The sequence below is a fragment of the Pseudomonas silesiensis genome, from assembly GCF_001661075.1.
Classification (GTDB): Bacteria; Pseudomonadota; Gammaproteobacteria; order Pseudomonadales; family Pseudomonadaceae; genus Aquipseudomonas; species Aquipseudomonas silesiensis.
The window spans coordinates 374,839-396,267 of record NZ_CP014870.1; the positions used below are offsets into that span (position 1 = coordinate 374,839).

Consider the following 21,429-nt stretch of genomic DNA (forward strand, 5'->3'; position numbering starts at 1 on the left):
AAGGCGAAGTGTGGAGTTTAGAGGAAGAGTCCGGGACCCGGGCGACTTCCTTCGGGGAATCTGACGCCCACTTTGCCGATCTTGTTCCCTTCCATGACCGCGACGGTCCAGGTGGTGTTGTTCCATTCCACCTGGTCACCGACCACCGGCGCACCCCCCACTTTATGGGCAATGAAATGGGCCAGGGTCATGTCTGGATCGATGCCTTCGACTTTCAACCCATATAGCGCCGCAACCGCAGCCAGCTGGGCGTCTCCTTCAAGTACGAAGTCGCCGAAAAAGCGCAGATCGAGGCCTCGTTGCGGTGCCTGGCTGAAGAGTTTTCCGAGGGCCGGAAGATTGTGTTCATGGCCGATTACACAGAGCAAATCATCGACTTCGAGCACCGTACTACCCGACGGATGGAGCAGTTGCTGACCGCGAAACAGTGCCGCGATCCGGGTCCCTTCGGGCATTTTCAATTCGCGAAGGGGCGAACCGATGCACCATTTTTCGGCGCCGAGGCGATAAACGAACAGTTCCCACTCGCTGGTGACGTGGACTTCCAGGGCTGATCGGGAAATCGGCAAGGGCTCTGGCGGCACAGTGACTTTCAAAAGCTTCGCCACCCAAGGCAGGCTGGTGCCTTGCACCAGCAGCGACACCAGCACGATAAAGAACGCCAGATTGAAATACAGCTGAGCGTTGGGCAGCCCCGCCATCAATGGGAACACTGCCAGAATGATCGGGACCGCGCCCCGCAGGCCAACCCAGGAAATGAATGCTTTTTCACGCCCATGGAATGCCTTGAAGGGCAGCAGGCCGACCAGCACCGACAGTGGGCGGGCAAACAGAATCATCCACAGCGCCAGGCCCAGCGCGGGGAGGGCGATCGGCAGCAGGTCGTGGGGGGTAACCAATAAGCCCAGCACCAGGAACATGCCGATCTGGGCCAGCCATGCCATGCCGTCGAGCATATGCAGAATGCCGTGTCGGCTGCGCACCGGACGGTTGCCGATCACCAGGCCGCACAGGTACACCGCCAAAAAGCCGCTGCCGTGCAGGGCGTTGGTCAGGGCAAACACCACCAGGCCACCGGCAACCACCAGGATGGGATAAAGCCCGGCAGCCAGGTGGATGCGGTTGACCAGTTGCAACATCAGCCAGCCGCCGCCGAGGCCAATCACACCACCTATGCCGAACTCGCGCACCAAATGCACCAGCAAACTCCAGTGCAGGCCTGTCTGGCCGCTGGCGAGCATGTCAATCAGGGTCACGGTGAGGAACACCGCCATCGGGTCGTTGCTGCCGGATTCGATCTCCAGGCTCGCGCTCACCCGCTCGTTCAGGCCTTTGCCGCCCAACAGCGAGAACACGGCCGCAGCGTCGGTAGAACCCACGATAGCGCCGATCAGCAGGCCCTGAATCAGATTAAGGTCGAACAACCACGCCGCCGCCATGCCGGTCAGCCCCGTAGTGATCAACACGCCGACCGTGGCCAGGGACAGTGCGGGCCATAACGCAACGCGGAAACTGGAGACCCGTGTGCGCAAACCGCCATCGAGCAGGATCACCGCCAACGCGAGGTTGCCCACCAGATACGCCGTTGGATAGTTATCAAAGATGATCCCGGCGCCGTCGACGCCAGCCGACATGCCCACCGCCAGGATGATCACCAGAATCGGGATGCCGAGGCGGGACGAAAGTGAGCTCACCAGAATGCTTGCACCTACCAGCAACGCGCCGATCAAGAACAGGCTGTTGATGGTCGTCGCATTCAAAGGCAGTACTCCAGAAAGCTGAAAGGCGGGCACAAACTGACCATGCAGTCTGCGTGCCAGCGATTCTAACCTGTTGAAATGTGATGCTGTCAAAAAGGTTTTGCGGCAGGAGAGGCTCAAGGCGTTCCCGGGTTTTTATCGTACTACCGTCCTGGCGACGAAGTGCAGGAACCAGATGGGCCAATCAGAGTCTCTACAGTTCGCGAGGAAGGTCGTCCGCCAGCAAAATCAAGGCCTTGCGCCCGGATAACCCTGGCATCCGTGGTGACTTTTCTTTATCGTATGTGCCCTTTGAAAACGCCTGGAAAATCAAAATGTTGGAAGCATCCCTAAGCCAATTGGAACAACTGGTCAGCGATCTGGTGCAACAGAACCAGGCCCTGCTTGCCACCAACCAGTCCCTGAGCGCAGAACTGGCCCAGACCAAGGACGAAAACGAAAGCCTGCAATTGAGCCTGATGGAACAGGAAGAGAAACAAGGCGCCACCACGGCCCGCATCCAGGCTTTGGTTGAGCGCGTCAGCGCCGGCCCGGTCAGCGCATGAATCACGGCGCCGCAGAGGTGAAAGTCGTCTCGATCCTGGGGGAGGACTATTCGATCAGGGCGCCGGCCGGGGAAGAGCAAACCCTGCTGGACGCCGCGCTGATGTTGAAGGCCGCACTGGCCGACACTAAAAAGAAGTACCCGACACTGATCGGTGACCGCTTGTTGGTACTGGCCGCCATGAATCTGTGCTCCCAGCAGATTGAAATGAAGAAACAGCACCAGCAGGAACTCGACCGTTACCAAGAGCAAGTCAGCGCCACGGTTGAAGTGATCTCCAAGACGATCAATCAGGCCTGATCGGCTTTGCGCACAACCAAAGAATAAATTGTCGCTTGAGTTGTATACAATCGGCACGGCTGTTGCAGTGTTTCAGCCTCTTATTCTTTGGGGGTGCTCCATGCAGTTCTGGCGACGCAGTATTCAATGGCAGCTGATCCTGAGTATGGGCACTGCCCTGCTGGTCAGTATCCTGATCGTGGTTGGCATTTATACCCTGGTGGTCAACCGCCTCGCCGAGCGCTATCTGGTCGAGCAAGCGCTGCCCTCTTGCATCGAAGCGATGCGCAACGACATCGAGCGCATCCTCGTCCAACCCCTCACCGCCGCCAAGGACATCGCCAGCAACAGCATGGTGCGCGACTGGCTGGCCGGGGGTGAAGACAGTGCCCGGACAGACGCATTTGTGGCGTATCTGGAAGGCATCCGTGCCGAGCACAAAGCCTTTACCGCGCTGATTGTGGGCACGGCTTCAAACCACTACTTCAATGAAAAAGGCCTGGATCGGACGCTCAGCCGCGCCAATTCCAAGGACAACTGGTTCTATTCGTTCCTCGACAGCGATCAGCCGCGCACCCTCAACATCGACACCGACATTGCCACCGGAGAACTGGCGCTGTTCATCGACCTCAAGGTCGAGCAGGCCGGTAGAGTCGTGGGCGTCGCCGGGCTTGGCCTGAGCATGAAAGAGTTGTCAGAGCTGATCCACGACTTCAGTTTCGGTGAGCGCGGCAAGGTCTATCTTGTGCGTTCCGACGGTTTGATCCAGGTTCACCCCGAGGCGCAGTTCAGCGGCAAACGCACGCTGGTCGAACAGATCGGCGCTTCGGCGGCGCAAGCGGTCATGGGGCAAAAAGGTGCCACCAGCAGTTTTATGCGCGATGACGAAGACTTTCTGGCATTGAGCCTGCCATTGCGTGATCTGGGCTGGACGCTGGTGGCCGAAGTGCCACAGTCGCAGATCTATGCCGAAGCTCGCCGGGCCATGTGGATGAGCAGTGGCATCGGCCTCGCGGTGGCGCTGGTTTGTCTTTTATTGGTAGTGCTGCTGGCCCGTGGTCTGGTGAGACCGATTCGTCAGGTAACAGCGGCGCTGGTAGCCATCGGTAGCGGTGGTGGAGATTTGACCCACAGGTTAGATTCCACTCGCGCCGATGAGTTGGGCGATCTGGCCCGGGGCTTCAATCGGTTCCTGGACAGCCAGCGCGACATGATTGGCGAAGTGCTGACCACCAGCGAACGATTGCGCACGGCGGTGGGGCAAGTGGCGCGAGTGGTGGACAACACCGCCGAACGTTCCGGCCGGCAGCAGGAAATGACCGATATGGTCGCAACCGCTGTTCACGAAATGGGCCTGACCGTGCAGGAGATCGCCCAGAACGCCGGTAACGCTGCCGTCGCTTCGCAAAGCGCGCGGGATGAGGCGACGCAAGCCAGGGAGGTGGTGGGTGGGTCGATCCGGCATATAGAAAGCATGTCTGATGAAATCGGCATCGCCGCCTCTGCGGTGGGCGAGTTGGCCAATCAGGTCGCGTCGATCGATCAGGTATTGGCGGTCATTCGCGGTATTTCCGAACAGACCAATTTGCTGGCGCTCAACGCGGCCATCGAAGCGGCAAGAGCCGGGGATATGGGACGAGGGTTTGCAGTGGTGGCCGATGAGGTGCGCACGTTGGCTCGACGTACACAGGCGTCCACTGACGAGATTCAACAGATGATCGGTAGCCTCAAGCAAGGTGCCGAGAATGCCGTGTCGTCGATGCGTACCGGGCAAGCGGCAACGGGCACGGGTGTGGAGTCAAGCCAGCGCACCGGGGCGTCATTGACGGCGATAACCGGGCAGGTCGAGCGCATCAGCGACATGAACCATCAGGTGGCGACGGCGACGGAAGAGCAGTCGGCGGTGACGGAGGAGATCAACCGGAATGTGCAGGGGATTTCTGATTTGGCACGGGCTACGGCGGGGGAAGTCAGGGCGTGTCGTGAAGACTGTCAGACGTTGCAGCGTTTGGCCGATGATTTGGCGCGGCAGATGGGTGGGTTCAAGTTGAGCTGATGAGTTGTCTTTGCCGGCCTCTTCGCGAGCAAGCTCGCTCCCACATTTGACCGCGCACTCTGGTCGAACGCGGGCCACTGTGGGAGATGGGTGGGTTCAAGTTGAGCTGATGCGTTGTCTTTGCTGGCCTCTTTGCCGGCAAGCCGGTCTCGCTCCCACAGTTGACCGCGTTGTCTGGTCGAGCGCGGACCACTGTGGGAGCGGGCTTGCCCGCGAATGGATTTCAGCAGCACTAAAAAGCTCTGATCAGAACCACTCATCCTGCATGCTCAAGCACACATCATCCCGAGCCTCTAGAATCGCCAGTTCATGGTGGCAACCCGGCACTTCCCATGTCAGGAAATACCGCGCCGCCTGCAGCTTGCCTTTATAGAAGCTCACATCCGCCGTGTTCCCTTTGGCCAACCCTTCCTCGGCACGAATCGCCTGTTCCAGCCAGCGCCAACCAATCACCGTGTGCCCAAACACTTTCAGATACAGCGCCGAGTTCGCCAGGCTGCTGTTGACCTTGCCTTGCCCCAGGTCCGTCAGCAGGCCGATGGTCACGGTTTGCAGGTGCGCCACCAGTTTCTCCAAGGGCTCACGCAGTGCAGTCAATGATTCGTATGCCTGGGCGCGCTCGGCAGTGTCGGCAATCAAACGAATCAATTGCTTGAGCCCCGCGCCGCCGTTCTGCGCCAGTTTTCGTCCCAGTAAATCCAGCGACTGAATGCCGTGCGTGCCCTCATGGATCGGATTCAGGCGGTTGTCGCGATAATACTGCTCCACCGGATATTCACGGGTATAACCGTGGCCGCCAAGAATCTGGATCGCCAGTTCGTTGGCCTTCAGGCAAAACTCCGATGGCCAGGATTTGACAATGGGAGTCAGTAAATCCAGTAGTTCGTGGGCCTGCTTGCGTTCAGTTTCAGATGCAAGCGTTGTGGTGTCATCGAACAGCCGCGCTGCATACAGGCCAAGGTCGAACGAGCCTTCCACGTAGGCCTTTTGCATTAGCAGCATGCGTTTGACGTCGGCATGCCGGATGATCGCCACCGGCGCAGTGTTCGGGTCCTTGCTGTCCGGGACGCGACCTTGCGGACGTTCGCGGGCGTATTCCAGCGAATACAGATAACCGGCGTAGCCCAGCATCACCGCGCCCATGCCGACGCCGATCCGCGCTTCGTTCATCATCTGGAACATGTAGCTCAGCCCGTAATGCGGCTTGCCCACCAGGTAGCCGACACACTCGCCGTTGTCGCCGAAGTTCAGCGCGGTAGAGGTCGTGCCGCGCCAGCCCATCTTGTGGAACAGCCCCGCCAGTAGTACGTCGTTGCGTTTGCCCAGGCTGCCATCATCGTTGACCAGAAACTTGGGCACGATAAACAGAGAGATTCCCTTCACGCCGGCCGGTGCATCCGGCAATTTGGCCAGGACCATGTGCACGATGTTTTCCGACAGCGGGTGATCGCCACCGGAGATGAAGATTTTGTTGCCCTTGAGTCGATAGGTGCCGTCGGGCGCGGGTTCGGCGCGTGTACGAATATCCGACAACGAAGAGCCGGCATGCGGTTCGGTCAGGGCCATGGTGCCGAAGAAGCGTCCATCGATCATCGGCTGCAGGAAGCGCTGCTTCTGCTCCTCGGTGCCGAAACTTTCAATCAGGTTGGCCGCGCCCATGGTCAAAAAAGGGTATGAGGTCGATGCCGCGTTGGCCGATTGAAAGTGTGCGAAACAGGCCTGGGACAGCAGGGTAGGGAGCTGCATGCCGCCCGCGTCGAAACTGCGCGCCGCATTGAGGAAGCCGGCTTCGAGGAAAGCATCCACCGCGGGCTTCACTTCCGGAATCAGAATGGCCTGGCCGTCTTCGTAGCGTGGCTCGTTTTCATCGCCCTTGCGGTTGTGCGGGGCGAAGAATTTCTCGGCGATGCTGCGCGCGGTACCGATGGCGGCATCGAAGGTTTCGCGGTTGTGTTCGGCAAACCGCTCGCGCCGGGCCAGGCCCTCGGCATCGAGGACTTCATACAGCTCGAAAGCCAGATTGCGGGAACTGAGCAGCGTCTCGGACATGGCGGCCTACCTTTTTTTGGGTTGGACCGAGTCTAGGCGTGGGGAGGGCGGGGTGAACAGGATGATTGATGAGCGTGATGGTGCAGCAGCGCGACAACTTAGCAGGCACTCCAAAACAAATGTGGGAGCGAGCTTGCTCGCGATGGCGGTGTGTCAGTCACATCTATGTTGGATGTGCCACCGTCATCGCGAGCAAGCTCGCTCCCACAGGGTAGTTGCGGTTTAGCCGATCGTCATCAAGCTGGCGTTACCACCCGCCGCAGCCGTGTTAACGCTCAACGCCCGCTCGATCACCAGGCGCTCCAACGCAATGCCGGTTTCGCCTTGCGATAGACCATGGACACCAACAATGGCACCAGCGCGCTTGGCCACTTGCTGGCACACCGCACGCAGCTGATCGGAATGGCCATGATGCAACACCGCATCAAACACCACTTCATCCTTGTTCCAGTCGGCAACCAGCTTGATGCGTGCCTGAACGTCTTTCGGCAGACGGGCGAACACTGCCTTGGTCAACTCAGCTTCCGGCCACACTGCCGAACCGCCCACCGCCAATACCGCGGCGAGTTGGGTCAGCAGATCGCCTTCGACGTCCGCCAGGCACAGCACGTGTTCACGCGGCAGGATGGCATAGCTGTTGCGTTCGCCGGTCGGTCCTGCCAGGACACGCGTGATCCCGCTTTGCGATTGCGCTGCGAACTGCACGCACAGGGTGCTCAGGTCGGCGAGCTTGTGTTTATCGGCCCAGGCCTTCAGGGCTGTCAGCGGTTTGCTCATGGCATCGCGCAGACGAACATCCGGTGCCGTGATTGCGTCACCGCGAGCGAAGGATTGTTCGATCGCATCGGTAGGACGTGTCGACAGCAGGCGGTACAGGTACAGCGGGCCACCGGCTTTCGGGCCAGTGCCCGACAAACCTTCGCCGCCGAACGGTTGCACGCCGACCACGGCACCCACGATGTTGCGGTTCACGTAGACGTTACCGGCGTTGACGTTGTCGATCACCTTGGCGATCGTTTCGTCGATCCGGGTGTGCACGCCCAGCGTCAGGCCGTAGCCGGAAGCGTTGATCTGAGCGATCAACTGGTCGATGTCTTTGCGCTTGTAGCGAACCACGTGCAGCACCGGGCCGAAGATCTCCCGTTGCAGCTCGTCGAAGCTTTCCAGTTCGATCAAGGTTGGCATCACGAAGGTGCCGCGCTTGACTTCGTCGGTATTGGCGATAGCCACCTGGTACACGCTGCGACCTTTGTCGCGCATGCCCTGGATGTGCTTGTCGATGCCTGCCTTGGCTTCGGCGTCGATCACCGGGCCGATGTCCACGGACAAGCGCTCCGGGTTGCCGAGACGGCATTCAGCCATGGCACCCTTGAGCATTTCGATGACGCGGTCAGCGGAATCTTCCTGCAGGCACAGGACCCGCAGCGCCGAGCAACGTTGACCAGCGCTGTCGAAGGCCGACGACACCACGTCGATCACTACTTGTTCGGTCAGCGCCGAAGAGTCGACGATCATCGCATTCTGGCCGCCGGTTTCGGCGATCAGCGGAATCGGACGGCCTTGAGCATCCAGGCGACCGGCGACGTTGCGTTGCAGCAAGCGAGCGACTTCGGTGGAACCGGTGAACATCACGCCTTTGACCCGATCGTCGCCGACCAGACGGGCGCCAACGGTTTCGCCACGGCCCGGCAACAGTTGCAGCACGCCTTCCGGAATCCCGGCTTCGAGCATCAAGCGCACGGCTTGAGCCGCCACCAGCGGAGTCTGTTCTGCAGGCTTGGCCAGCACCGGGTTACCGGCAGCCAAGGCCGCAGCGACCTGGCCGCTGAAGATCGCCAGCGGGAAGTTCCACGGGCTGATGCAGACCACCGGACCCAATGGGCGGTGGGCGTCGTTGCTGAAGTCGTTGCGTGCCTGCACCGCGTAATAACGCAGGAAGTCCACGGCTTCGCGCACTTCGGCGATGGCGTTGGCGAAGGTCTTGCCGGCTTCGCGGGCCAGCAGGCCCATCAGCGGCTGGATCTCGCCTTCCATCAAATCGGCGGCACGTTCCAGGATCGCGGCGCGTTCGGCGGGCGGGGTGGCCTGCCAGATCGGCGCAGCGTTCAGGGCGCACTGGATCGCGTTGTCGACGTCGTCGACGGTGGCTTCCTGGACATGGCCGACCACGTCGCGCAGATCGGATGGGTTCAAGACAGGCGCAGGGGTTTCAGTGCTGGACGCGCAACCGAGCATCGGTGCGGCTTTCCAGTGGTTGTGAGCGGTGGCCAGCAGGGCGCAGGACAGGGAAGCCAGACGATGTTCGTTGGCCATGTCGATGCCGCTGGAGTTGGCGCGCTCGGCACCATAAAGATCACGCGGCAGCGGGATACGCGGGTGCGGCAGGCCGAAGCCGCCTTCCAGCGTCGCCATCTGCTCGATGCTGGCCACTGGATCGGCCACCAGCTCCTGAATCGAAATGGACTGGTCGGCGATGCGGTTGACGAACGAGGTGTTCGCGCCGTTTTCCAGCAGGCGACGGACCAGGTAAGCCAGCAGTGTTTCGTGGGTGCCAACCGGTGCGTACACACGGCACGGACGGTTCAGCTTGCCTTCGGAAACCTTGCCTACGACCTGTTCGTACAGCGGTTCACCCATGCCGTGCAGGCACTGGAACTCGTACTGGCCGGGGTAATAGTTCTGACCGGCAATGTGGTAAATGGCCGACAGGGTGTGGGCGTTGTGCGTGGCGAACTGCGGGTAGATGACTTCCGGTACCGAGAGCAGTTTGCGGGCGCAGGCAATGTAGGACACGTCGGTGTACACCTTGCGGGTGTAGACCGGATAGCCTTCCAGGCCTTCGACCTGGGCGCGCTTGATCTCGCTGTCCCAGTAGGCGCCTTTCACCAGGCGGATCATCAAGCGATGACGGCTGCGACGAGCCAGGTCGATCACGTAGTCGATCACGTAAGGGCAACGCTTCTGGTAAGCCTGGATAACGAAACCGATACCGTTCCAGCCGGTCAGTTGCGGCTCGAAGCACAGGCGTTCCAGCAGATCCAGCGACAGCTCGAGGCGGTCGGCTTCTTCGGCGTCGATGTTCAGGCCGATGTCGTATTGCTTGGCCAGCAGGGTCAGCGACAGCAGGCGCGGGTACAGCTCTTCCATCACGCGCTCGTACTGGGCGCGGCTGTAACGCGGGTGCAGGGCCGACAGCTTGATGGAAATGCCCGGGCCTTCATAAATCCCACGACCGTGGGAGGCTTTGCCGATCGAGTGGATGGCTTGTTCGTACGAGGCCAGGTACTTCTGGGCGTCATGTTCGGTGAGTGCGGCTTCACCCAGCATGTCGTAGGAATAGCGGAAGCCCTTGGCTTCGAACTTGCTGGCGTTGGCCAGGGCTTCGGCGATGGTTTCGCCGGTGACGAACTGCTCGCCCATCAGGCGCATGGCCATGTCGACGCCCTTGCGGATCATCGGCTCGCCGCTCTTGCCGATGATGCGGCTCAAGGACGAAGTCAGGCCGGCTTCGTTGTGGGTGGCGACCAGTTTGCCGGTCAGCAGCAAGCCCCAGGTGGCGGCGTTGACGAACAGCGACGGGCTGTTGCCCAGGTGCGGGTGCCAGTTGCCGGTGCTGATCTTGTCGCGGATCAGCGCGTCGCGGGTGCCTTTGTCCGGGATGCGCAGCAGCGCTTCGGCCAGGCACATCAGCGCCACGCCTTCCTGGGACGACAGGGAAAACTCTTGCAACAAGCCCTGAACAATACCGGCACGGCCGCCGGCGCTCTTCTGATTGCGCAATTTCTCGGCAATCGAGGCGGCGAGTTTGTTGGTGGCTTCGGCCATCGCCGCCGGCAGGCGAGCCTGTTCGATCAGCATCGGCACCACTTCGGGTTCCGGGCGACGGTAGGCGGCGGTAATCGACGCGCGCAGCACCGATTGCGGCAGGATGCTTTCGGCAAACTCAAGGAAGCACTGATGGGCGTGATCCAGCGGTACGTCGACGGCTTCGTCGGAATCCTTGGTCAAACCGTTCAGCTCGGTCAGGGTTGCACCACCCTCGAGTTTTTCCAGGTAATTGAATATCGCCTGCTTGATCAACCAGTGCGGTGTGCGGTCAATCGAGGTCGCGGCGGCCTTGAGGCGCTCGCGGGTCGGGTCGTCAAGTTTGACCCCAAGGGTGGTGGTAGCCATATTTTTATCCTCATGTTTGCCACGACCGCGTGGCATCAGCTGGCGGCAAGATTAGCTGCGCAACTGACGAGGTGCAACCGGGTGCAACCCTTTTTTTGTCGGAATGTTTCGCAGCTCGTCAGGAAATTAATTCCGATTCGCCGGGGCCTTTCCTGTTTGGTGCATTTACTTCTAGTAATGAGCTTCGACTGCCCTAAAAGGGCGCAAAAACAGGGCTTTTGTCGATAAATCCGACTAGGTGCAACTTATTCTCGAGAAACTGGTTGCACCTTATTTGCTTTGTTGAATAGCATTCGCGCCCAAGGTGCAACCGGCCATAAAAGGCAGGTGTACCGGCTGATGGCTTTCCTGGGGAAACATCAGTCATAAATGCGCGGGATCCGGAATCGTCTGTCGAACGTCATCGTTTGCGTGCGGTTCACCAGCCGCCGCTACATAAAAACAAAGCCAGGGCGTCACTTAAATGAGCGTTAGCAATCCAACCCTGATCACGTTCGTGATCTACATCGCAGCAATGGTGCTGATCGGCTTCATGGCCTATCGCTCCACCAATAACCTTTCCGACTACATTCTGGGCGGTCGTAGCCTGGGCAGTGTCGTGACGGCATTGTCCGCCGGCGCCTCCGACATGAGCGGCTGGTTGTTGATGGGCCTGCCGGGCGCCATCTACATGTCCGGTCTGTCCGAAAGCTGGATCGCCATCGGCCTGATCATCGGTGCTTACCTGAACTGGCTGTTCGTTGCCGGTCGTCTGCGCGTGCAAACCGAGCACAACGGCGATGCACTGACCCTGCCGGATTACTTCTCCAGCCGTTTCGAAGACAAAAGCGGCCTGCTGCGGATCATCTCCGCGGTCGTGATCCTGGTGTTCTTCACCATCTACTGCGCTTCCGGCATCGTGGCCGGCGCCCGTCTGTTCGAAAGCACCTTCGGCATGTCCTACGAGACGGCGCTGTGGGCCGGTGCTGCGGCGACGATTGCCTACACCTTCGTCGGTGGTTTCCTGGCAGTGAGCTGGACTGACACCGTACAAGCCACGCTGATGATCTTCGCCCTGTTGCTGACGCCGATCATCGTGCTGTTGGCCACTGGCGGCGTCGACACCACGTTCCTGGCGATCGAAGCACAAGATCCAAGCAACTTCGACATGCTGAAAAACACCACCTTCATCGGCATCATCTCGCTGATGGGCTGGGGCCTGGGCTACTTCGGCCAGCCGCACATCCTCGCGCGCTTCATGGCGGCGGATTCGGTCAAGTCGATCGCCAACGCTCGCCGTATCTCCATGACCTGGATGATCCTGTGCCTGGGCGGCACCGTGGCGGTAGGCTTCTTTGGTATCGCTTACTTCTCGGCGAATCCTGACTTGGCCGGTCCCGTGACCGAAAACCACGAACGCGTGTTCATCGAACTGGCGAAAATCCTGTTCAACCCGTGGATCGCCGGTGTACTGCTGTCGGCCATTCTGGCGGCGGTGATGAGTACCCTGAGCTGCCAGCTGCTGGTGTGCTCGAGCGCCCTGACCGAAGACTTCTACAAAACCTTCCTGCGTAAAACCGCTTCCCAAGTTGAACTGGTCTGGGTCGGTCGCGCCATGGTGCTGCTGGTTGCCCTGGTCGCCATCGCGTTGGCCTCCAACCCGGAAAACCGCGTATTGGGTCTGGTCAGCTACGCCTGGGCCGGTTTCGGTGCCGCGTTCGGCCCTGTTGTCCTGATCTCCGTGATCTGGAAAGACATGACCCGCAACGGCGCACTGGCCGGTATCCTGGTCGGCGCGATCACCGTGATCGTGTGGAAACACTTCGAGGTGCTGGGTCTGTACGAGATCATCCCGGGCTTCATCTTCGCCAGCCTGGCGATCTACATCGTCAGCAAGCTGGGCGCGCCGACTGCCGGCATGCTTTCGCGCTTCGCGGCTGCCGAGGCAGATTTCCGCCTGAACAAGTGATCGGTATGAGCTGAGGCTCTGACCGTTCAGAAACAAGAAAACGGCCCGTTTCCTGTTGGAGGCGGGCCGTTTTTTATTGCGCAGAGAAATGTCTGTAGCCAATTGTCCCGTTTGTTGTAGGAAGGTGCCCTAAAAAAGCAGGATAAATCTGAATTTCCTGGCGGCTCCTCAACACCCCTTGTCGCTCATGCAGAATCACCCGACTTCACTTTGCAGAGACACATCGGATGTTCGTTCCTGCTAATCAACTGCCTTTCACGTCAGCGTTCGACAGCCTCGACCTCGCCGATGCGCCCGAGCCCGACAGCCCTGGCAGCGACTATCGCCTTGATGAAAATGGTCGATTGCTGTCGATCCGCTATCCGGACAACAGTCAGCATGTGTTTGTTTGGAATGGTCCGGCCCAATTGCTCGAAGAAACGCTGCCGGACGGTGGTCAGCGGCGTTTTACCTACGATGCGTTGGGGCGGCGGGTAAGCCGGCAGGATGAGCACGGTGCCATCACCCGTTACCGATGGGACGCCGACGGCCGTCTGCTTCAGACGACGCTTGCCCACGGTGCCAGTCGTGAGTTCAGTTATGACGCCAATGGCAGGATCACCGCCGAGCGCGATGAGCTCGGCCACGTCACGCGCTACAAATACGCAGCCGACTGCCAACTCATCAGTCGCCGGATCAATCCCGACGGCACGCAGCTGCGTTATCGCTACGACACAGCACAGCGGTTGCTCACGGCAATCGAAAATGAATCCGGCGAACAGTATCGGCTGGAGTACACGGCCAGCGGTCTGATCCGCCAGGAAACCGGGTTCGACGGTCGTCGCACTGCGTACCTCCATGACCCCAATGGTCTCCTTCTGGAAAAAACCGAGTTCGGCGATGACGGCGTGGATTTGATCACCCGCTATCAGCGCAACGCAGCAGGGCAGGTGCTGGTCAAGACCCTGCCCGACGGCAATAAGGTCGGTTATCGCTACGATGACTGCGGCCGACTGGTCTGCATCGATGACGGTCAGGCTCATTCGCTTGAGCTGGAGTATGACCAGCAGGGCCGCCTGATCTGCGAGCGCCAAGGCCGGGGCACACTGCGTTATGGCTACGACGCCTGCGGTCAGCTCAATCACCTGCGCCTGCCTGACAACAGCCAAATCGATTACCGACACGCCAAGGGCGGTTCGCTGATAGCCATCGACCTCAACGGCGCACGGCTCACCACCCACGAATTCGTCTTCGGGCGTGAACAGCAGCGCCAGCAAGGTCAATTGACCAGTCACTACCACTACGACGAGCTGGGTCGATTGCAAGCCCACGCGGTCAACCTGCCAACCCGCCCCCTGTACATGCGTCACTACTGCTACACCGTCAACGGCAACCTCGCCTCGATCGCCGACAGCCGTCATGGGCAACGCAGCTATTACTACGACGCGCGCAATCGTCTGGTCCGGGTGCGCCACACCCGAGGCGACCCGGCGCAACGCTTCGTCCATGACCCTGCCGATAACCTTCTGATGCAGGATCGACAAGGTCCGGCCACTTTCAAAGGCAACCGCCTGCTCATGCATGGCGATAGCCATTACGACTACGACGCCTTCGGCAACCTCATCTGTGAACGCCGTGGCATCGGGCAAAAAATCGTCACCGAATACCATTACGACTGTCAGCACAGGCTGATCGGCATCACGCTCCCGGATGGCCGCAGCGCCAGCTACCGCTACGATGCTCTCGGTCGTCGCATCGGCAAAACCGTCGACGGCAAAATCACCGAGTTCTTCTGGCAGGGTGACCATCTCGTCGCCGAACGTAGCCACAATCATTACCGTAGCTACCTTTACGAACCCGGCAGCTTCCGCCCGTTGGCCTTGCTCGACGGCAAAGGGCCGTACCAGGCCTGCGCGTTTTACTACCAGCTCGATCACCTCGGGACGCCGCATGAGCTGACGAGTTGCGCTGGCGAAATTATCTGGTCGGCCAGGTACGATGCCTTCGGCAAAATCACCCACCTGGCGTTGGCAAGGGGCGATCGGTTCGACCAACCCTTGCGTTTCCAGGGGCATTACTTCGATGCCGAGAGTGGTCTGCATTACAGCCGGCATCGCTACTACAACCCGGAGACGGGACGCTACCTGACGCCCAACCCGCTCAACCTTGAAGGTGGTTTGAACCCGTACCGGTACGCGCCGAATCCGACGGGTTGGATCGATCCATTGGGGGTGGCCTGCCAGCCATGGCCTGCAGCGAAGGGGCGGTGGAATCTCCGGGCGATGGTATCGGACGTTTCCGAGCGCGGGAGTGGAGCGAGGTCAAAAGGAAGTATTTGACCGTCTGCGAGGCGGTGGATGTGCTCGGCGGTTGTTGTCGCATCCCCCCGCTCGGCTGCGAACCCCTGACGTCCAGCCCGGTACAAGGTAAACTTGCCGCCCTTCGCAGGAGCAGCCATGAATTATCGTCACGCCTTCCATGCCGGCAATCACGCCGATGTGTTCAAACACCTGACCTTGACCCGCCTCATCGCCTTGATGTCGCGCAAGGAGCAGCCGTTTGCCTATCTCGACACCCACGCCGGCATTGGCCTGTATGACCTGCAGGGCGATCAGGCCAGTCGAACCGGTGAGTACCTGGAAGGCATCGCGCGGTTGTGGGATCAGCCGGATCTGCCGGCATTGACCGCCGATTACATGCAGGTGCTGCACGAGATGAACCCGGATGGCCAGTTGCGCTATTACCCGGGGTCGCCGGAGTTGGCGCGGCGTCTGACGCGGCCGCAGGACCGGGTGTTGCTCAACGAGAAGCACCCCGAGGATGGTGTGTTGCTCAAGGACAACATGAAAGGCGATCGTCGGGTGAAGGTGCATCTGGGCGAAGGCTGGCATGTGCCGCGGGCAATGTTGCCGGTGCCGGAGAAACGCGCGGTGATGTTGATCGATCCGCCGTTCGAGCAGCTCGATGAGATGCAGCGCTGTGCGGCGTCGTTGAAAGAGGCGATCGGCCGGATGCGCCAGACCGTGGCGGCGATCTGGTATCCGGTGAAGGACCAGCGCCTGTTGCGGCGTTTTTATCAGGACCTGGCGGGGACCGGCGCACCGAAGTTGTTGCGGGTGGAGTTGCTGGTGCATCCGCTGGATACGCCGAACAGTCTCAATGGCTCGGGGTTGGCGATTGCCAATCCGCCGTGGGGGCTGGAAGAGGAGTTGCGTGAGTTGTTGCCGTGGTTGTCCAAGAAGCTTGGGCAGACGCAGGGTGGGTGGCAGATGGATTGGTTGATTGCTGAAAGTTGATCTGTTGCATTAGTGGCGTCTGATCGGACGCCATCGGGGGCAAGCCCGCTCCCACAGGGATTTATGTCTATCACGAGAGAGTGGCCAGACATAGATCCTGTGGGAGCGGGCTTGCCCGCGATGCTTTTAGGGTCTGAAAAATCAGATCGGGCAAGTCACGCCTGTACCGCCGATCCCGCAGTAGCCTTCAGGATTCTTGGCCAGATACTGCTGGTGATACGCCTCGGCGAAGTAGACCGTCGGGGCTTCGTCGATTTCGGTGGTGATGGTGCCTTTGCCAGCCTTGGTCAGTTCGGCCTGGAACACCTGCTCGCTGTGTTTGGCAGCAGCCAGCTGGTCTGGGTTGGTGGCGTAGATGACCGAGCGGTACTGGGTGCCGATGTCGTTGCCCTGACGCATGCCCTGGGTCGGGTTGTGCAGTTCCCAGAACATCTTCAGCAGCTCGTCGTAGCTGACTTTCGCCGGCTCGTAGACCACCAGTACCACTTCGCTGTGGCCGGTCAGGCCGGAGCAGACTTCTTCATAGGTCGGGTTCGGTGTAAAGCCGCCGGCATAACCCACCACCGTACTGACCACCCCTTCACGCTGCCAGAACTTGCGTTCCGCACCCCAGAAGCAGCCCAGGCCGAAGATTGCGAAATCCACGTCCATGGCAAACGGGCCCAGCAGCGGGGCGTCGTGGACGAAATGTTTTTCCGGCAGGGACATTGGCGTTTCACGGCCAGGCAGAGCTTGTTCTTTGGTAGGGAGCACGTTTTTGTTTACCAGAATTTCCGAGCGCAGAACCATTATCAGTCCTCTCAGTCAGGTTGGGATATAAATAGCCAGACACGCAGTTTGCCCAATACCGTCCGGTTACGCACTAACCCTGTGGGAGCGAGCTTGCTCGCGATGGCGGTGTATCAGTCAGGATCAACGTTACTGACACACCGCCATCGCGAGCAAGCTCGCTCCCACAGGGAAATGTGGTGTGCTGTCAGGCGATCGGGCCACGCGGGTACCGTTTGAGTTTTTCGATCAGCTCGCTGCCCGGAATCGGTCGGTCGAACAGGTAGCCCTGGCCGACGTCGCAACGGTGGCGCCTCAAAAACGCAAGCTGCTCGGCCGTCTCGATGCCTTCAGCCACGACCTTGAGTTTCAGGTTGTGGGCCATGGCGATCACCGCGGAGGTGATTTCCATGTCGTCCTGGTTGTCGGGGATTTCGTGGATGAAGCTGCGGTCGATCTTGATGATGTCGATCGGGAATTTTTTCAAGTAACTGAGCGACGAGTAACCGGTCCCGAAGTCGTCCATGGCCAGGGTCAGGCCCAGGCGCTTGAGTTGGTCGAGCTGTAAGTGGGTGTCTTCGGTGGCTTCCAGCAGCAGGCCCTCCGTCAATTCAAGCTCCAGCAGGTTCGCCGGCAATGCTTCTTCCTTGAGGATGCTGGCGATCGACGCCACCAGGTCCGGATCGGAGAACTGTTTGGGCGACAGGTTGATCGCCACCTGAAGATTGCCCAGGCCAGCGGCCGTCAGGTCTTTGCTCATGCGGCAGGCCTGGCGGGCGACCCATTTGCCGATCGGAATGATCAGGCCGGTTTCTTCGGCGACGCTGATGAACTGGTCCGGGCGGATCATGCCTTTTTCCGGATGGTTCCAGCGCAGCAAGGCTTCCATCCCCAGCAGGCGACCGCTGCGCAGGCAGAGCTTGGGCTGATAAAACACATCCAGTTCATTCTGGGTCAGGGCGCGGCGCAGGTTGTTCTCGACGAACAGCTTGTAGCTGGCCTCGGCGTTCAACGCTTCGGTGAACACATGAACCTGATGTTTGCCGTTGGCCTTGGCCTTGTGCAGCGCCAGGCCGGCGTTGCGCATCAGGGTCTGCGGGTCGCGCCCATGCAGCGGCGCGCAGGCCAGGCCCACGGAGCCGGTGACGCTGATCAATTGGTTGTCGACGAACATCGGTTTGTCGAGGGTCGCCAGCAACTGGTTGGCGACTTGCTGGCCAACCGAGATATCGGTGTTGTCCAGCAGCACTGCGAATTCGTTGCTGGCAAAGCGCGCCAGGCTGCCGCTCGGGCTCAGGCTGTTGCGCAGCCGCCGGGCCAGGCTGATCAGCAACTTGTCACCGGTTTGATGGCCAAGGCTGTCGTTGATCCGCTTGAAGTTGTCGATGTCCACCAGCAACAGGCTGATCGGCGTATCGCGGTCTCTGGCAAAGCGTTCATCGAGGTTGCGGATGAACGCCGGGCGGTTGCCGAGGTTGGTCAGGTTGTCGGTGTAGGCCAGGCGCTCGATGCGCTGCTGGGCAAGCTTGGTCTGGGTGATGTCTTCGTAGATGCCGATGTAATGGGTCAGCTCGCGGTTGTCACCGTAGACTTTGGAAATCGACAACTGGCCCCAGTAGGGTTCGAGGTTTTTGCGCCGGCTTTTGAATTCGCCCTGCCAGCTGTTGCTCATGGTCAGCGCCGAGGGCGCGTCAAACAGCAGTTCGCTGAGGTTTGCCAGTGCCGGCAGTTCCGACAGCCGTTGGCCGTGGACTTCATCGGTGGTGTATTGAGTGATCGCCGTGAAGCTCGGGTTGACGTACTCCACCACGCCATCGCAATTGACCAGCAGGAAGGCGTTGGCGCTTTGTTCCACTGCACGCTGGAACAGGTGCAAAGCGCTGGTGGCGGTGCGGCGCTTGTGATTGCTGATGACCTGGGCGAACTGATCCGCCAGCTCGCCGGCAAAGGCGATTTCATCCGACTGCCAGGCGCGGGTGGTGCCGATCTGTTCAAGGCAGAGCACGCCGACTACCTGGCCATCGACACGGATACTGGCGTCGAGCATGGCATTGACATCCCGTGGGCGCAGGCTTTCGGCCATTACCCGGGTGCGCGGGTCGCGCATGGCGTTGTGGGCGTCAATGGCGCGGCTGCTATGCAGGGCTTCCATGTAGTCGGGGAAGTCACTGGCGTCGATCGACTCCGGCAGTTGATAGTCCTGGGTGGCGCGGTGATAGGCCGAGATGGGCGAGAGTCGCGAACCTTCGAGGTTCCACAGGCTGGCGCAGTCGATTTCGTAGATGTCGCAGGCGCTGCGGGTGATCAGTTGCGCCGCTTCATGCAGCGAGTTGCTGGTGCTGTAGCGTTGGCGGGTCAGCAGTAGAATCAGGTCTTGCTGGGCGCGCACCCGCTCCAGGTGCAGGAGTTGGTCCTGCTGGGCGCGCTGATTGAGCTCAAGAGCGATCTGCAGGCGCGAGTTCTGGGTTTCCAGGTCCAGCGTCGGTAGCCGTTGTTGGTCCGCGAATAATCTGTCCGCGACCATCAGGTAGCCGCGCAGCAGGTGTCGATTGTGCTGTCGGTAGGCTTCGCCCAGCTCGAGCAGGTTCAGGGAGCCATTGGCAGTGTGCAGGGTGTAGCGCACCAGGTAATGCGGGCTGTTGCTGAGTTGCAATTGAATCGCGTCGTGCAGTTGATAACGCGCTTCGGGCTCCATCAGGCTGGCGTAGGGTGAGTCGACCAGGGCACAAAGCTCCGTGGCCGGTTGACCAAACTGTCGTTCGCAATTGGGATCGAGAAACAACAGCGCCCAGCTCGGTTCATTCAGCCGTTCGAAACGCAGCATGCCCAGCCGCGAGGGCACAGGCAACTGCGTCACTACCTCGGCCACCATACGGCTGGCGGCATCGGGCTGGCTTTTCATGAGGGGAGACTCGCTTCGAAGGTGCTGTTCGCGCCGGGCTCGCGCCCTCTTTTCTGTTGCGTGACGCAAGGTTGCATCATTGCGACACCGACTGACAAGAGAGATGAAAGCCAAGTGCTATAAGAATATGTCGGCAGGCACCAGGAATTCTGCAGTGGCGGTACAAAAGTAGTGTTCCGGCCCGAAAGGATCGCAGCCCTGCAGGCTGCGTCCCGGGAGTTTTCAGCGCAATGGAATTTCAATTCTCTGCAACAGGTTGCCCGTCCTGCCGTGATAACTGATGCAAATTTTTGCACTATCAATCACCAGATGGGCAAAGTTGTCCTGACTGACCACCTCGCCGACCAGTTCATGGCGATACTCCCCCGATTCGGTTTTGGCCAATGGCTGATCGAGAATGAAGCTGGAAATCCTGGCATAGGGCAGCATTTTGCTGTTGCTCAGTGGCGATGACACCAGGGTGTGAATCTCGAATGTCGGGTCCTCGCTGTGGGTCATTCGGCTGACCAGCGAGCCATGCACGTCGCCGGAGACGATAAAGACGTTCCTGAGACGATGCTTGCGAATGGTCTCCAGCAGGCGCAGTCGTTGCTCGGGAAACCCTTTCCAGCCATCATCGCCGTCTTTGACCAGGTCGGGGTACAACATTACGCTGGTGACCACGAACTTGACCCGGGCCGTGCTGTTGATCAGCCATTCGCACAGTGCCAGTTCCTGCTCTTGATCAATCATGCGTCGGTCATTGGCTGCGAGATTGCGCCGGGTGCGGCAATCTATGACGAACCATTCGATATCTCCTTCGCAAAACTGATACCAATATCGGTCCGATGCCGGATTGATCTGGCCGTTATCGAGCAGTTGGTGAGTCGGGCTGTGGCTGGCTTGATATAACTCGTAAGCGAGCATTGCATTGTTATACAGGTAGTCGTCATCAGGCTTTCTTTTGGCCGGCCAGTTGTCCTCTATTTCATGATCATCAAGAATCATGTAGGTGGGGATAGTGGACATCAGTTTGCTGATGTTGGGTTGGGAAAAAGCAGTGCGGTATCTAACGAGCATTTGATTAAGCTCGCGGTCGGGAGCAATCGCGTTCAGGTCATCCAGATAAACCTGGTCGCCGGTCATCAACAGTGCGCTGACAGGAGGATCACTCTGCTCTGCAAGCGTTGTGATCGCGGCGAAAATCCGGTCGCTGAGGTGCGGCAATATCGGTACCCCGCCAGTCAACTGCAGGTATCGGCAGGAGCCGAAGATATAGGCGCGTGGTCGGGTCGCTTCATCGGAAGGCGTGCGAAAGCGGTAAATGTCCTGGGGCCATTGCAGAGGCAGGTCCGTGACTGTCTCCAGGGTATGCGCCGGGCTTGCAAGGTGGAACCAGCCCGCCTGGTATTCGTATTCAGTGTTGGCAACGAGATCGTTGAGGACAATGACCTGGGACATGTCGCGTACGGATTCGAGTTTGGTAAAAACGCTATCCAGCCAACGAGGGTCCCCCCGTCGTCGATATCGGATGCCAGCAAATGCCCGGGTGTTCATCTGGAACTTGCCACGCACAAAAATACGCGCGTGGTTAATCGTCGTGTGGCCAATAATCGGGCCGACCGTTGGTTTGAACATATTAGAGTCCATTCAGTATTGCGCTTATCAATCAAGTATTGATGTCGGCGCGCATAGT

Annotated in this window: 11 protein-coding genes and 2 pseudogenes; 7 read left to right on the top strand and 6 right to left on the bottom strand. The window is 59.7% G+C overall.

What is annotated here, in order from left to right:
- Positions 1-17: 17 nt before the first annotated feature.
- Positions 18-1,760, bottom strand: a complete 1,743-nt coding sequence (locus PMA3_RS01705; protein WP_064675545.1) for a potassium/proton antiporter — start codon at positions 1,758-1,760, stop codon at positions 18-20.
- A gap of 314 nt (positions 1,761-2,074) precedes the next feature.
- On the opposite strand from PMA3_RS01705, the gene PMA3_RS01710 reads away from it, so the two are divergent.
- The 4 genes and pseudogenes from PMA3_RS01710 to PMA3_RS33485 all read left to right on the top strand — a co-directional run bounded on the left by PMA3_RS01710 (position 2,075) and on the right by PMA3_RS33485 (position 4,639).
- Positions 2,075-2,305: a hypothetical protein gene (locus PMA3_RS01710; RefSeq protein WP_064675546.1), complete on the top strand. Its 231-nt coding sequence runs from the start codon at positions 2,075-2,077 to the stop codon at positions 2,303-2,305.
- Positions 2,302-2,604: a cell division protein ZapA gene (locus PMA3_RS01715; RefSeq protein WP_064675547.1), complete on the top strand. Its 303-nt coding sequence runs from the start codon at positions 2,302-2,304 to the stop codon at positions 2,602-2,604. Before PMA3_RS01710 ends, PMA3_RS01715 begins: the two co-directional genes overlap by 4 nt.
- A 262-nt stretch (positions 2,605-2,866) precedes the next feature.
- Positions 2,867-3,775, top strand: a pseudogene (locus PMA3_RS33480) (HAMP domain-containing protein); the annotation flags it as partial.
- A gap of 132 nt (positions 3,776-3,907) precedes the next feature.
- The gene (locus tag PMA3_RS33485) at positions 3,908-4,639 is read left to right on the top strand and encodes a methyl-accepting chemotaxis protein (protein ID WP_420848680.1); all 732 of its coding nucleotides are present in this window, start codon (positions 3,908-3,910) and stop codon (positions 4,637-4,639) included.
- A gap of 246 nt (positions 4,640-4,885) precedes the next feature.
- Here PMA3_RS33485 and PMA3_RS01725 read toward each other — a convergent pair whose 3' ends face one another.
- Both PMA3_RS01725 and putA read right to left on the bottom strand, forming a co-directional pair.
- Positions 4,886-6,688, bottom strand: a complete 1,803-nt coding sequence (locus tag PMA3_RS01725) for an acyl-CoA dehydrogenase (protein ID WP_064675549.1) — start codon at positions 6,686-6,688, stop codon at positions 4,886-4,888.
- A 222-nt stretch (positions 6,689-6,910) separates the two neighbouring features.
- Positions 6,911-10,861: a trifunctional transcriptional regulator/proline dehydrogenase/L-glutamate gamma-semialdehyde dehydrogenase gene (putA, locus tag PMA3_RS01730; protein ID WP_064675550.1), complete on the bottom strand. Its 3,951-nt coding sequence runs from the start codon at positions 10,859-10,861 to the stop codon at positions 6,911-6,913.
- Positions 10,862-11,324: 463 nt separating this feature from the next.
- On the opposite strand from putA, the gene putP reads away from it, so the two are divergent.
- The 3 genes and pseudogenes from putP (at position 11,325) to PMA3_RS01745 (ending at position 16,084) form a co-directional block, all read left to right on the top strand.
- Positions 11,325-12,809 carry a sodium/proline symporter PutP gene (gene putP, locus PMA3_RS01735; RefSeq protein ID WP_064675551.1) on the top strand — a complete coding sequence of 495 codons (1,485 nt, stop codon included), beginning with the start codon at positions 11,325-11,327 and terminating at the stop codon, positions 12,807-12,809.
- A gap of 329 nt (positions 12,810-13,138) precedes the next feature.
- Positions 13,139-15,034 (top strand): annotated as a pseudogene (locus tag PMA3_RS01740) (RHS repeat-associated core domain-containing protein); the annotation flags it as partial.
- 210 nt (positions 15,035-15,244) lie between these two features.
- Positions 15,245-16,084 (top strand): 23S rRNA (adenine(2030)-N(6))-methyltransferase RlmJ, encoded by an 840-nt coding sequence (locus PMA3_RS01745; protein ID WP_064675552.1) that lies wholly within the window; start codon positions 15,245-15,247, stop codon positions 16,082-16,084.
- A 141-nt stretch (positions 16,085-16,225) separates the two neighbouring features.
- Here the strand turns inward: PMA3_RS01745 and msrA are convergent, their stop codons facing one another.
- The 3 genes from msrA to PMA3_RS01760 all read right to left on the bottom strand — a co-directional run bounded on the left by msrA (position 16,226) and on the right by PMA3_RS01760 (position 21,371).
- Positions 16,226-16,873 (bottom strand): peptide-methionine (S)-S-oxide reductase MsrA, encoded by a 648-nt coding sequence (gene msrA, locus PMA3_RS01750; RefSeq protein ID WP_064675553.1) that lies wholly within the window; start codon positions 16,871-16,873, stop codon positions 16,226-16,228.
- A 187-nt stretch (positions 16,874-17,060) separates the two neighbouring features.
- Positions 17,061-19,754: a putative bifunctional diguanylate cyclase/phosphodiesterase gene (locus PMA3_RS01755; RefSeq protein WP_064675554.1), complete on the bottom strand. Its 2,694-nt coding sequence runs from the start codon at positions 19,752-19,754 to the stop codon at positions 17,061-17,063.
- Between the two features lie 222 nt (positions 19,755-19,976).
- Positions 19,977-21,371 carry an alkaline phosphatase D family protein gene (locus PMA3_RS01760; protein ID WP_064675555.1) on the bottom strand — a complete coding sequence of 465 codons (1,395 nt, stop codon included), beginning with the start codon at positions 21,369-21,371 and terminating at the stop codon, positions 19,977-19,979.
- Between the last annotated feature and the right edge of the window lie 58 nt (positions 21,372-21,429).

Excerpts from the sequence above, each read along its gene's own strand:
- putA (WP_064675550.1), bottom strand. The coding sequence starts at position 10,861 with ATGGCTACCACCACCCTTGGGGTCAAACTTGACGACCCGACCCGCGAG.
- PMA3_RS01710 (WP_064675546.1), top strand. The coding sequence starts at position 2,075 with ATGTTGGAAGCATCCCTAAGCCAATTGGAACAACTGGTCAGCGATCTG.
- PMA3_RS01715 (WP_064675547.1), top strand. The coding sequence starts at position 2,302 with ATGAATCACGGCGCCGCAGAGGTGAAAGTCGTCTCGATCCTGGGGGAG.
- PMA3_RS01755 (WP_064675554.1), bottom strand. The coding sequence starts at position 19,754 with ATGAAAAGCCAGCCCGATGCCGCCAGCCGTATGGTGGCCGAGGTAGTG.
- PMA3_RS01725 (WP_064675549.1), bottom strand. The coding sequence starts at position 6,688 with ATGTCCGAGACGCTGCTCAGTTCCCGCAATCTGGCTTTCGAGCTGTAT.
- PMA3_RS33485 (WP_420848680.1), top strand. The coding sequence starts at position 3,908 with ATGGTCGCAACCGCTGTTCACGAAATGGGCCTGACCGTGCAGGAGATC.
- putP (WP_064675551.1), top strand. The coding sequence starts at position 11,325 with ATGAGCGTTAGCAATCCAACCCTGATCACGTTCGTGATCTACATCGCA.
- PMA3_RS01760 (WP_064675555.1), bottom strand. The coding sequence starts at position 21,371 with ATGTTCAAACCAACGGTCGGCCCGATTATTGGCCACACGACGATTAAC.
- msrA (WP_064675553.1), bottom strand. The coding sequence starts at position 16,873 with ATGGTTCTGCGCTCGGAAATTCTGGTAAACAAAAACGTGCTCCCTACC.
- PMA3_RS01745 (WP_064675552.1), top strand. The coding sequence starts at position 15,245 with ATGAATTATCGTCACGCCTTCCATGCCGGCAATCACGCCGATGTGTTC.